The following is a 12,915-nucleotide window of genomic DNA, read 5'->3' on the forward strand; positions in this document are numbered from 1 at the left end:
AATCCGGCCGATCCGGACTTCTTCAATCTGCACGGTGGCGGTACGGGCATCGAGACGTTTGCCTACACCCTGACTGATGCGGATGGGGATACCAGTACCGCCAACCTGGTGCTGAATATCACCAATCTCAACGATCCGGTAGTGTTGACCGGGCTGGATGCCAGCGGTGGAGAGCTGAGTGTCTACGAGAAGAACCTGGGCGATGGCAGCAGCCCGGACGCGGGTGCTTTGACCCAGACAGGGTCGTTCAGCGTCAGCGCTCCGGATGGTCTGCAGACCCTCAGTGTTGGGGGCATCAGTGTCATTTCTGGCGGTGTGGCAGCCACCTTCCCACAAAGTGTGACTACACCCTTGGGCAACACGCTGACAGTCACTGGCTATAACCCGAGCACCGGGGTGGTGTCCTACAGCTACACCCTGCTGGATAACGAAGCCCATGCGAATGCCGGCGGAGTCAACAGCCTGACCGAAAGCTTCACGGTCACTGCGACGGATACCGACGGTAGCACCACCAGCGGCAGTCTCGACGTGAATGTTGTCGATGACGTGCCAACGGCGGTAGCGGACAGCAATGCCTCGGTGGCGACCGAAGCGGCCACGGTGCTGACCGGCAATGTCCTGACCAACGATGTACAAGGTGCTGACCGAGTCGTCGGACCGATCACCGCCGGTACTTTCGTGGGTACCTACGGGACTCTGGTCCTGGCGGCGGATGGTTCCTACACCTACACCCTGAACCCGGCCGATCCGGACTTCTTCAACCTGCATGGCGGTGGTACGGGTACGGAGACATTCGCCTACACCCTGACCGATGCCGATGGGGATACCAGCACGGCGAACCTGGTGCTGAACATCAAGAACCTCGATGACTCGATTACCCTCACGGGCCTCGATACCGCGGGCGGAGAGTTGTCGGTCTACGAGAAGAACCTTGGCGAAGGTAGCGCTCCGAATGCCAGTGCCCTGACCCAGAGCGGTACCTTCACTGTGACCGCATCGGACGGCCTGCAGACCCTGAGCGTGGGTGGCATCAATGTGATCAGCGGTGGGGTGGTGGCGACGTTCCCACAAGTCCTGACCACGCCCTTGGGCAACACGCTGACTGTCACCGGCTACAACGCGAGCACGGGCGTGGTCTCCTACAGCTACACGTTGCTGGACAACGAAGCCCATGCAAATGCTGGCGGAATCAACAGCCTGACCGAAAGCTTCACGGTCACCGCGACCGATACCGACGGCAGCACCACCAGCGGTAGCCTCGACGTGAATATCGTCGACGACGTGCCGACGGCGGTGGCGGACAGCAATGCCTCGGTGGCGACCGAAGCGGCCACGGTGCTGACCGGCAACGTACTGACCAACGATGTGCAAGGCGCTGACCGTATCGTCGGACCGATCACCGCTGGCACCTTCGTGGGCACCTACGGCACCCTGGTTCTGGCAGCAGACGGCTCCTACACCTACACCCTGAATCCGGCCGATCCAGACTTCTTCAACCTGCACGGCGGTGGCACGGGCATCGAGACGTTTGCCTACACCCTGACCGATGCCGATGGAGATACCAGCACCGCCAACCTGGTGCTGAACATCACCAACCTCAACGACCCGGTCACCCTCAATGGCCTCAATGTCGCGGGTGGCGAACTGTCGGTCTACGAGAAGAACCTGAGCGATGGCAGCGCCCCGAATGCTGGCGCGCTGACCCAGTCCGGTACCTTCACGGTGACCGCACCGGATGGTCTGCAAACGCTGAGCGTGGGTGGCATCAACGTGATCAGCGGCGGGGTGGTGGCAACGTTCCCACAAGTCCTGACTACGCCCTTGGGCAACACGCTGACCGTCATCGGCTACAACGCGAGCACCGGGGTGGTCTCCTACAGCTACACGTTGCTGGACAACGAAGCCCATGCGAATGCCGGCGGAATCAATAGCCTGACCGAAAGCTTCACGGTCACCGCGACCGATACCGACGGCAGCACCAACAGTGGCAGCCTCGACGTGAATATCGTCGACGACGTGCCGACGGCGGTGGCGGACAGCAACGCCTCGGTGGCGACCGAAGCGGCCACGGTGCTGACCGGCAACGTACTGACCAACGATGTGCAAGGCGCTGACCGTGTCGTCGGACCGATCACCGCAGGCACCTTCGTGGGCACCTACGGCACCCTGGTCCTGGCGGCGGATGGTTCCTACACCTACACCCTGAACCCTGCGGATACGGACTTCTTCAATCTGCACGGTGGCGGCACGGGTACCGAGACATTCACCTACACCCTGAAAGACGCCGACGGAGATACCAGCACCGCCAACCTGGTGCTGGATATCAAGAACCTCAACGACCCGGTCACCCTCAATGGCCTCAATGTCGCGGGTGGTGAACTGTCGGTCTACGAGAAGAACCTGAGTGATGGCAGCGCTCCGAACGCAGGTGCGCTGACCCAGTCCGGTACCTTCACGGTGACCGCACCGGATGGTCTGCAAACGCTGAGCGTGGGTGGCATCAACGTGATCAGCGGCGGGGTGGTGGCGACGTTCCCACAAGTCCTGACCACGCCCTTGGGCAACACGCTGACCGTCACCGGCTACAACGCGAGCACCGGTGTGGTCTCCTACAGCTACACCCTGCTGGACAACGAAGCCCATGCGAATGCCGGAGGAATCAACAGCCTGACCGAAAGCTTCACCGTCACCGCGACCGATACCGACGGCAGCACCAACAGCGGCACGCTGGACGTGAATATCGTCGACGACGTACCAACGGCGGTGGCGGACAGTAATGCCTCGGTGGCGACCGAAGCGGCCACGGTGCTGACCGGCAACGTACTGACCAACGATGTGCAAGGCGCTGACCGTGTCGTCGGACCGATCACCGCAGGCACCTTCGTGGGCACCTACGGCACCCTGGCCCTGGCGGCGGATGGTTCCTATACCTACACCCTGAACCCTGCGGATACGGATTTCTTCAATCTGCACGGTGGCGGCACAGGTACCGAGACATTCACCTACACCCTGAAAGACGCCGACGGAGATACCAGCACCGCCAACCTGGTGCTGAACATCAAGAACCTCAACGACCCGGTCACCCTCAATGGCCTCGGTGTCCCGGGTGGCGAACTGTCGGTCTACGAGAAGAACCTGAGCGATGGCAGCGCCCCGAACGCCGGTGCGCTGACCCAGTCCGGGACGTTCACGGTGACCGCTCCGGATGGCCTGCAGACCCTGAGCGTGGGTGGCATCAACGTGATCAGCGGCGGAGTGGTGACGACGTTCCCACAAACCCTGACCACACCGTTGGGCAATACGCTGAAGGTCACCGGCTACAACCCAAGCACGGGTGTTGTGTCCTACAGCTACACCCTGTTGGATAACGAAGCCCATGCGAATGCCGGAGGAATCAACAGCCTGACCGAAAGCTTCACCGTCACCGCGACCGACACCGATGGCAGCACCAACAGCGGCACGCTGGACGTGAATATCATCGATGACGTGCCGACCGCGCGTGCGGACTCGGTCACGGTGACCGAGGGCGATACGGTGACGGGCAATGTCCTTGGCAATGACACCAAGGGCGCTGACGATCCGGGGAGCAATGTGGTGGTGGGCGTGCGCGCCGGCGGCAATACCTCGACCTCGGCGATCGGTTCGCTGAACACCAATGTCGTTGGCACCTACGGCACCCTGACCCTGGATGCCGCGGGCAATGCGGTGTACCACGCCAATCCCAACGCGGTGGCCGCGGCGGGTGCCCAGGATGTGTTCACCTACACCATCCGCGATGCGGACGGCGACGAAAGCACCACCACGCTGACCGTCAATGTGAAGGACTGCTCGCTGATTGCGGGTCAGGATCAAGACATCACGGTGTACGAAAAGGCTCTGGACTTGAGCAAGGACGGCCAGGATCTTGCCGCCGGGACCGTCGTTGGCAGCGAGCCGGGCAATACCGGGGAAACCGGTTCAGGGACATTGGTGGGATCGGTATCGGGCGGCTCCGGGGCGATCACCTACAGCCTGGTCGGAAGCGCGACTGGGTCCTATGGCCAGATCCAGTTGCTCGCGGACGGCTCCTACAAATACACCCTGACCTCGGCGCCGAAGACACCGGGTGGTACCAACGACGGCGCCAATGTGATGAGCGAGTCCTTCACCTACAAGGCGACGGATGCCCTTGGCAACTTCACCACCAGCACCATCCAGATCAATATCGTCGATGACGTACCCACGGCCGTGGGCGCGACCCGGTCGGTCACGCCAGGGCAGGTGGACTCCAACCTGCTGCTGGTGATCGACGTGTCCGGCAGCATGAACGATGACTCCGGTGTACCGGGATTGACCCGACTGCAACTGGCCAAGCAGGCGATCAGCGCATTGCTCGACAAGTACGATGATCTGGGCGATGTGAAGGTACAGATCGTCACCTTCTCCAGTGGCGCCACCGGACAATCGGCGGTGTGGGTCTCGGTCGCTCAGGCCAAGACCATCGTCAACGGCCTCAGCGCCAGTGGCTCCACCTACTACGACTCGGCGACGACCCAGGCGCAGACCGCGTTCAGCACTGCAGGAAAAATCACCGGTGCACAGAACATCACCTACTTCTTCTCGGACGGTGAGCCTACGTCGGGGCACGCCATCTCTGGCACCAGGGAAACCACCTGGACCAACTTCCTGGATAGTAACGGGATCAAGTCCTACGCCATTGGCCTAGGCAGTGGGGTCAATGCTGGCAACCTCAATCCGCTGGCATACGACGGCAGCACTCACACCGACACCAATGCTACCGTGGTCACCGATCTCAACCAGCTGAACTCGGTGCTCTCCGGCACAGTGCAAGGCGCGCCGGTCACCGGCAGCCTGATGAGTGGTGGCACCTTCGGCGCCGATGGTGGTTTCATCAAATCGCTGGTGATCGACGGCACGACCTACACCTACGATCCGAAGGGCAATTCCAACCAAGGGTCCTACGCTGCCAGTGGCGGTACCGACCGTGGCACGTTCGATACCTCGACCAACAGCATCACCGTGAAAACCCTGATTGGCGGTTCGATCGTGGTGGACATGGACACTGGCGATTTCACCTACACACCGCCGAAGGACAACGGTACCAGTCGGGTGGAAAACATCGGCTTCGTGGTCAGTGACAACGACGGTGACCTGAGCAATGCCAGCCTGGTGGTCAACATCTACACCAACACCGCACCAGTGGCGGGGGCCGATCATGTCATCACCAATATCCTTTCCGCCAATATCACGGTACCGGCCGAAGCCCTGGTGGCCAACGATACGGATGCCCACAACGATCGCCTGAACGCGTCGCCGATCACCTTCAATACCGGCTGGGCGGCACGGGGTGCCGACTTCACGGTGGGCAACAGCACGCCGACGGTTGTCTTCAACGGCACCGGCAACAGTCTGCCGAACCAGGTGAAGGACATTACCCGCAGTACCTTTACCGGTACCGCGTCCTCCACGACCGCGGCGGTGATCGTCGCCGGTTATCTGGGCTCGGTGACGTCGGCCAACCCCAACGACGAAGACCTGATCACGGTGACCTTGAAACAGGGCGAGAGCCTGAAGCTAGATCATGATCGTCCGGTTGGCAATGTGCTGATGGAATGGAAGGACGATACCGGCAATTATCAGACGATTGCCGACGGCAGTTCCTTCGTCGCCAGTCATGACGGGGTCTACAGCATCCATGTGGTCAACCTGACCAACAGCAGCGGCGGTGGTAGCGCCAACAACGCGGAAAACTACCAGTTGACCATGACCATCGATTACGCCGGAGCGGCCAACAGCACACCGCAGTACAACGGCAGCTACACCGTCACCGACGGGCATGGCGGTACGGCGACCGGCGCGGTGGACATCAACTACCAGGACAGTTCGACCCTGACCGGTACCGTGAACGCCGACACCCTGCTCGGCGGCAGCGGCAACGACACCCTCAACGCCGGCGATGGCAACGATGTGCTGGTCGGTGGGGACGGCAATGACTCGCTGTATGGCGGCAACGGCAATGATCTGTTGATCGGCGGGCCTGGTAACGACCTGCTCGACGGTGGCAGCGGTATCGACACCGCTAGCTATGCCAGTGCCACCAGCGGGGTGACGGTGAACCTGTCCATCGCGGCCCAGCAGAATACCGGGGGTGCCGGGCTGGACACCCTGGTGTCGATCGAGAACCTGATCGGTTCGGACTACAACGACACCCTGACCGGCGACGGTAACGCCAACGTGCTGCAGAGCGGGCTGGGCAATGACATCCTGAACGGTGGAGGCGGGGACGATGTGCTGATTGGCGGGCGCGGCGACGACACCCTGACGGGCGGTCCGGGGGCCGATACCTTCCTCTGGCAACTGGGTGACAACGGGCATGACGTGGTCACCGACTTCACTCCGGGGACCGACCGGCTGGACCTATCGCAACTGCTGCAGGGCGAGAACGCCACCAGCGCGTCGCTGGACGATTACCTGCACTTCAAGGTGACCGGCAGTGGCGCCAGCGTGGTGTCGACCATCGAGGTGAGCTCGGTGGCCGGTGCTGCGCCAACCCAGACCATCGACCTGGCGGGGGTCGACCTGGCCCAGCATTACGGGGTGACGGCGGGCGCGGGCGGGGTGATCGCGGCGGGGGCGGATACCGCGACCATCATCAACGGGATGTTGAATGACCAATCGTTGAAGGTGGATACGGTGTAAGGATTCAATGGGGCCGCAACGCGGCCCCAGCCATAGGGCTCAGCCCGGCCGCTGCAGGGTTTTCTGTCGCAGGATATAAATCGATACCAGCACCGCGCTGGTCAGCATGAACCCCCGTGCCCAGGGCGAAGGCACCAGGTAACAGGACAGGCTGATGCTCGCCCACATCAGTCCGATGGCGTAGACCTTGCCCTTGAGGGGAATCCCCTCGCCACTGAGGTAATCGCGAATCCACGGCCCCAGCCGTGGATGATTCACCAGCCAGTCATGGAAACGCGGCGAACTGCGGGCGAAACAGGCGGCGGCGAGCAATAGAAAAGGGGTGGTTGGCAATACCGGAAGGAAGATGCCAATCACCCCCAACGCGACACTGAGCCAGCCGGCGGCCAGCAGCAGGTAGCGCACGGCCGCGAACTCAGTGGTGGCGGGGTTTGAGCAGAGCCGGTTTCTCGTCTGGCGCATGGCACAGCAGGTACAGCGCGGTCAGCGCTTCCGGAATCTGCACGATCATGTCGTCCATCAGGTTGGCGTCGCTGGCGATATCGGCGAATTCAGGCTGTTCGTCGAACAGGCCGGAACCGACCATGATCGGCAGGAGCATCTCGCTGACTTCTTCCTCGGCGCTTTCGAACCAGGCTTCCTCGCGCAGGAACACGCCTTCCATGAAGCCGATGCACCAGCCGCGCAGGTCGGAATCGTCCGGTTCCTCGCCCAGGTCGAGGTCGCAGGGCAGCTCGAACTCTTCGTCGCTGGCCAGTTGGCGGGCGATATGCGCCTTGAGCTGGATCAGGGTGGCTTCGATCTCGGCGCGCTGGGCGTCGCTGGAATAGTGCGGCTCCTCGGAGAACAGGGCGTCGATCCATTCGCGCTCCGGTACCTCTTCGGCGCAGATCGACAGCGCGGTCAGGTAGCCGTGGGCGGCAACGTAGTCCAACGCCTCTTCATGCAGCTCGTCGGCGTCGAGGAAGGCTTGCAGGCGGGTCAATTGCTCAGCGAAGGACATTAGGGGCTACCTTGGAAACGGAACGATGTTGAATTCTAGCATTTAGCGGCCCCCGCAAGGCAAAGGATGACTGTCTATCGTGCGGTCGTCCTGCACGGGCGGGGGCTCGGGTATACTGCCGGCTTTTTTCCGCCGGGGCGGGGATTTCCCCCGGTAAAAGCCGCTTGCGTTTTTTCACGTGAGCTGCGGACGGTTTTCATCCAGCCTGTGGGGCCGGGATGGGTTCACGATTTTTGGAGTGGTTATGCTCGAACAGGCTCAGCGCGTTCTCCGCGATATCTTCGGCTACGACAGCTTCCGCGGTCGCCAGGGGGCGATCATCGAACGCGTGGCCAAGGGCGGCGACGCGCTGGTGCTGATGCCCACCGGTGGCGGCAAGTCCCTGTGTTTCCAGGTTCCGGCGCTGCTGCGCGATGGCCTGGCGGTGGTGGTTTCGCCGCTGATCGCGCTGATGGAAGACCAGGTGGCGACCCTCGACGAGCTGGGCGTGGCCGCCGCCTCGCTGAACTCGACCATGAGCTCCGAGCAGCAGCGCGAGCTGGCCGGGCGCATCCGGCGCGGCGAGCTGAAAATGCTCTACCTGGCCCCTGAACGCCTGGTCCAGCCGCGCATGCTGGATTTCCTGCGCGAGCTCGACATCGCCCTGTTCGCCATCGACGAGGCCCACTGCGTGTCGCAATGGGGCCACGATTTCCGTCCCGAATACCTGCAACTGGGCCAGTTGGCCGAGCTTTTCCCCCAGGTGCCGCGCATTGCCCTGACCGCCACCGCGGACATGCGCACCCGTGAAGAGATCGTCAACCGCCTGCACCTGGACAATGCCGAACGCTTCCTCTCCAGCTTCGACCGGCCGAACATTTTCTACCGCATCGTGCCCAAGGAGCAGCCGCGCAAGCAGTTGCTGGCGTTCCTCGGCGAGCGCCGTGGCAACGCCGGGATCGTCTATTGCCTGTCGCGCAAGAAGGTCGACGAAGTCGCCGCGTTCCTCTGCGACCAGGGTTTCCCGGCCTTGCCGTACCACGCCGGCCTGCCCGCCGAGACCCGGGCGGCCAACCAGCGCCGCTTCCTCAACGAGGAAGGGCTGATCATGGTCGCGACCATCGCCTTCGGCATGGGCATCGACAAGCCCAACGTGCGTTTCGTCGCCCACCTCGACCTGCCCAAGTCGCTGGAGGCCTATTACCAGGAAACCGGTCGCGCCGGCCGTGACGGCCTGCCCGCCGATGCCTGGATGGCCTACGGCCTGCAGGACATGGTGATGCTCAAGCAGATGCTGCAGAACTCCGAAGGTGATGAGCGACACAAGCGCATCGAGCAGCACAAGCTCGACGCCATGCTCGCCCTCTGCGAGGAAACCCGCTGCCGCCGCCAGGCCCTGCTGCGCTACTTCGACGAAGAACTGCCGCAGCCGTGCGGGCACTGCGACAACTGCGTCGACGGCGTGCAGACCTGGGATGCCACCGAAGCGGCGCGCCAGGCCCTGTCGGCGATCTACCGCACCGGCCAGCGCTATGGCGTCGGCCACCTGGTGGATGTGCTGCTGGGCAAGGACAACGAGAAGGTGCGCAATTTCGGTCACGAGAAACTGTCCGTGTACGGCGTCGGCAAAAGCCGTTCCGAGAGCGAGTGGCGCTCGCTGTTCCGCCAGTTGGTGGCTCGCGGCCTGGTGGATGTCGACCTCGACGGCTATGGCGGTCTGCGGCTGTCCGACACCTGCCGGCCTTTGCTGCGTGGCGAAGTGACCCTGGAACTGCGCCGTGACCTCAAGCCGCAGACCAGCAGCAAGGGCAGCAGCAGTGGCGGCAGCCCGGCCAGTCAGCTGGTGCGCGGCGACGAGCGCGAGCAGTGGGAGGCGCTGCGCACCCTGCGGCGCAAGCTGGCCGAGGAGCACGGCGTACCGCCTTACGTCATCTTCCCCGATTCGACCCTGCTGGAAATGCTTCGCAGCCAGCCTACCAGTCTGGCCGAGATGGCCCGGGTCAGCGGTGTCGGCGCGCGCAAGCTGGAGCGCTACGGCGAGGCGTTCCTCGAAGTGCTTGGCGGCGGTGCCGAGGCGCCGCCGGTGGTCACCGACCTGCGTCACGAACTGGTCAGCCTGGCCCGCGCCGGCATGACCCCGGCGCAGATCGCCGGACAACTGAAATGCAGCGAAAAGAACGTCTACAGCCTGCTGGCCGAGGCCATCGGGCGTCAGGAACTGTCGCTGGAACAGGCCCTGGATCTGCCACAGGACCTGCTGGCGGAAGTGCAGGACGCGTTCCTCGATGGTGAAGGCGAACTGCCGCCGGTGGCGGAAATCAGCCCGCTGTTCGGCGCGCGGGTGCCGGAAGGGGTGCTCTACTGCGTGCGCGCCGCGCTGGCGGCCGAATTCGAGATGTGATCGGGGTTGTCACGATTTCTTACGTTTGCTCTGGAACGCCGTCCAGATGGATCTTGCCTAAGCGCAATGGACATGGTTAGCTGACTAATAATTAGTTCTGAATAAGAGTTTTTCATGTCCCTGACCGATCAACACCGCTTCGGCATGCAACTGGCCCATATGTCCCGGGGCTGGCGTGCCGAGCTGGACCGCCGCCTGGCGGGCCTGAACCTGTCCCAGGCCCGTTGGCTGGTGCTGCTGCACCTCGCCCGTTTCGATGAAGCCCCGACCCAGCGCGAGCTGGCCCAGAGCGTTGGTGTCGAAGGGCCGACCCTGGCGCGTTTGCTCGACAGCCTGGAGTCCCAGGGGCTGGTGAAACGCCAGGCGGTGGTGGAAGACCGCCGAGCCAAGAAGATCGTCCTGTGCCCGCCGGCCAAGCCGTTGATCGACCAGATCGAAACCATCGCCAATGCGCTGCGGGTGGAGTTGTTCACCGGGGTGGACGAGGACGATCTGGCGGTGTGCATGCGGGTTCACACCCGGATCCTGGCCAATCTGGAAAAGTCCAAGGTCTGATGTAGCGGGGCCGCAAAGCGGCCCCGAATACGTTCAGAAGGTCTGCCCGAGATTCAGATACACCGCCTTCTGATCCTCGCTGTTGAATCCATAACTGAAACTCAACGGCCCCAAGGGCGTATCGAAGCCGAGGAAGATGCTCGCGGCATTGATGTAGCCACTGTCGAATTCGTTGTCGTTGTTCCACACCCGTCCGCGTTCCAGCGACCCGCCCAGGTACAACGGGAAATCCAGCGGCAGATAGGCCCGTGGCGTCAGCCGCCGGTAATACACCACCCGCGCCAGGCTCAGGTTCTGTCCCGACAGCGAGTTCTGGCGGAACCCCGACAACTGCCGTGCGCCGCCCATCACCATGCTCGAGATCACCACCTCGGCATCGTCCAGTGTGCGTCCGTAGCGTCCGCCCAGGACGAAGGTGTCCGGGCCACTGCTCAGCGCCTTGTCCAGCTTGAGATCCCACTGCCGATAGCGCTGGTCCGAACCCAGGTCCGGCTCGAACTGGCGCAGGGTCAGGCGGATGTCTTCGCCACCGTGGGGAAAGTAGACGTTGTCCAGGGTGTCGAACGAGTACTTCAACTCGTAGAAGCCTTCGTTGAAGCTGACCTTGGGCAGGTCCTGATCGCCGACTCGCACCTCGGCCTGGCCCCAGGCCTGGCCGACGCCAAGGCGCACTTCGCCGCTGGTGCCGATCTGCCGACCGACGTTGAGGCCGAAACCGTAGCGTTCCAGGCGGTATTCGGCGACGGGGTCGTTGTCCAGGGTCGCTTCGATGTTCTGTGAGCCAAGGTTGAGGAACGGCGCGATGAAGTAGCGCGAGCCGGCGTCCAGCGGCTGGTAGAACTCACTGTACAGCTCCTGCAGGTCACCGATCTGCGCCCGCGTCAGCCATTCCGCGCCGAGCTGATTGATGCCGTTGACCCGATAGCTCGCACCGAGGTTGAAGGCACTGTCGCCGCGCATGTCATCCGACAGGTTCAGGCCCAGGCGCAGGTAGTCGGTGCCGCCAGTACGGCCGCGGGCGTTGATCACCAGGCTGTGCTCCTTGCCCTTGTGCACCACGCGGTACTGCACCCGGTCGAAATAGTCCAGGCCATACAGGGTGCCCATGTCGGTCTGCAGGCGACCCAGGTCCAGTGGCTCGCCGACGGGCTGGCGGATGTAGTAGCGGATCACGTCGTCGCTGACCTTGGAGTCGTTCTCGATGCGGATCGCGGTGATCAGCGGCGTGCGCTGGTCGGGTGAGCGCGCCACCGCCAGCTGGAGGTCGCCTTCGGGCGGGCGCAGGGCGACGAGGCGGTTATCGAGGATGCGGGTGGCGCGATAGCCGGCCTCCATCATTTCCTCGGCACGGCCGAAGTCAGTGGCACTGATGCTGGCCAGCGGCGGCTGGATCAGGATATCCTCGCGCCGCAGCGCCGCCAGTTGTTCCTCGGAGTTGCGTCGGGTCATCAGGGTGATGGACTGGTTGAGCACATCGACCACCGTGCCCAGTTGCTTGCGATTGCGCAGCGGCGTGCCGATATCGACGACGATGGCCACGTCGACCCCCATCTCACGGACGATATCCAGCGGAATGTTGTCGACCATACCGCCGTCCACCAGCAGCCGGCCGTCCAGTTCCACCGGGGCGAATACCGCCGGGATCGACATGCTGGCGCGGATCACCTGGGGCAGGTGACCGCGGTTGAACACCACTTTCTCGCCGCTGGCGATATCGGTGGCGACGGCACGGAACGGGATCGGCAACTTGTCGAAATCCCGGGTATCGCTGGTATGTGCCAGCAGGCTTTCCAGCAACAGCGCCAGGTTCTGCCCCTGGATCACCCCCAGCGGCAGGCCGAGACTGCCGTCATCGCGGAAACTGATCTTCTGCTTGACCAGGAAGTCGCGGTCGTCCTGCTTGCGCCGGAACGGGATGTCCTTGCGCGGCGGGGCGTCGGACAGGGCCTGCTGCCAGTCGATGCTGCGCGCCAGTTTTTCCAGCTCCTCGACCTTGTAGCCGGAGGCATAGAGTCCGCCGATCACCGCGCCCATGCTGGTACCGGCGATCGCGTCGATCTTCACGCCCTGTTCCTCCAGGGCCTTGAGCACGCCGATATGGGCCAGGCCGCGGGCGGCGCCGCCGGACAGGACCAGGCCGACCTTGGGCCGGGCGGCCTCGGCGGCGAACAGGGAAAACGGCACAACGGCCAGAAGCAGGCTCAACAACAGACGGCGCATCGTGATTCTCGGAACCAGGGGCAAACCGCTAGTATAAGCGCCACACATTTTGTTTGAG

The 12,915-nt window shown here is 63.2% G+C and carries 6 protein-coding genes; 3 read left to right on the forward strand and 3 right to left on the reverse strand.

What is annotated here, in order from left to right:
- A partial coding sequence (locus CHB99_RS09220) for an Ig-like domain-containing protein (protein ID WP_089266486.1) occupies nt 1-6,699 on the forward strand: 6,699 nt, incomplete at its 5' end.
- A gap of 39 nt (nt 6,700-6,738) precedes the next feature.
- Here the strand turns inward: CHB99_RS09220 and CHB99_RS09225 are convergent.
- Both CHB99_RS09225 and CHB99_RS09230 read right to left on the reverse strand, forming a co-directional pair.
- Nucleotides 6,739-7,161 (reverse strand): YbaN family protein, encoded by a 423-nt coding sequence (locus tag CHB99_RS09225; protein WP_084702694.1) that lies wholly within the window; start codon nt 7,159-7,161, stop codon nt 6,739-6,741.
- Complete coding sequence (locus tag CHB99_RS09230; protein WP_042124409.1) at nt 7,115-7,702, reverse strand: YecA/YgfB family protein; 588 nt, start codon at nt 7,700-7,702, stop codon at nt 7,115-7,117. The genes CHB99_RS09225 and CHB99_RS09230 overlap by 47 nt, the downstream gene beginning before the upstream one ends.
- Nucleotides 7,703-7,946: 244 nt before the next feature.
- On the opposite strand from CHB99_RS09230, the gene recQ reads away from it, so the two are divergent.
- Both recQ and CHB99_RS09240 read left to right on the forward strand, forming a co-directional pair.
- On the forward strand, nt 7,947-10,082 hold the full coding sequence (recQ, locus tag CHB99_RS09235) for a DNA helicase RecQ (RefSeq protein ID WP_042124411.1): 2,136 nt from the start codon (nt 7,947-7,949) through the stop codon (nt 10,080-10,082).
- 114 nt (nt 10,083-10,196) lie between these two features.
- Entirely contained in the window at nt 10,197-10,637 is a 441-nt protein-coding gene (locus CHB99_RS09240; protein WP_042124413.1) for a MarR family transcriptional regulator, read from the forward strand.
- Nucleotides 10,638-10,670: 33 nt separating this feature from the next.
- Here CHB99_RS09240 and CHB99_RS09245 read toward each other — a convergent pair whose 3' ends face one another.
- Nucleotides 10,671-12,857 carry a patatin-like phospholipase family protein gene (locus tag CHB99_RS09245; RefSeq protein ID WP_042124415.1) on the reverse strand — a complete coding sequence of 729 codons (2,187 nt, stop codon included), beginning with the start codon at nt 12,855-12,857 and terminating at the stop codon, nt 10,671-10,673.
- Nucleotides 12,858-12,915: the final 58 nt, after the last annotated feature.

The sequence above is a fragment of the Pseudomonas japonica genome (assembly GCF_900188455.1).
GTDB lineage: Bacteria > Pseudomonadota > Gammaproteobacteria > Pseudomonadales > Pseudomonadaceae > Aquipseudomonas > Aquipseudomonas japonica.

Excerpts from the sequence above, each read along its gene's own strand:
- CHB99_RS09240 (WP_042124413.1), top strand. The coding sequence starts at position 10,197 with ATGTCCCTGACCGATCAACACCGCTTCGGCATGCAACTGGCCCATATG.
- CHB99_RS09230 (WP_042124409.1), bottom strand. The coding sequence starts at position 7,702 with ATGTCCTTCGCTGAGCAATTGACCCGCCTGCAAGCCTTCCTCGACGCC.
- CHB99_RS09225 (WP_084702694.1), bottom strand. The coding sequence starts at position 7,161 with ATGCGCCAGACGAGAAACCGGCTCTGCTCAAACCCCGCCACCACTGAG.
- CHB99_RS09245 (WP_042124415.1), bottom strand. The coding sequence starts at position 12,857 with ATGCGCCGTCTGTTGTTGAGCCTGCTTCTGGCCGTTGTGCCGTTTTCC.
- recQ (WP_042124411.1), top strand. The coding sequence starts at position 7,947 with ATGCTCGAACAGGCTCAGCGCGTTCTCCGCGATATCTTCGGCTACGAC.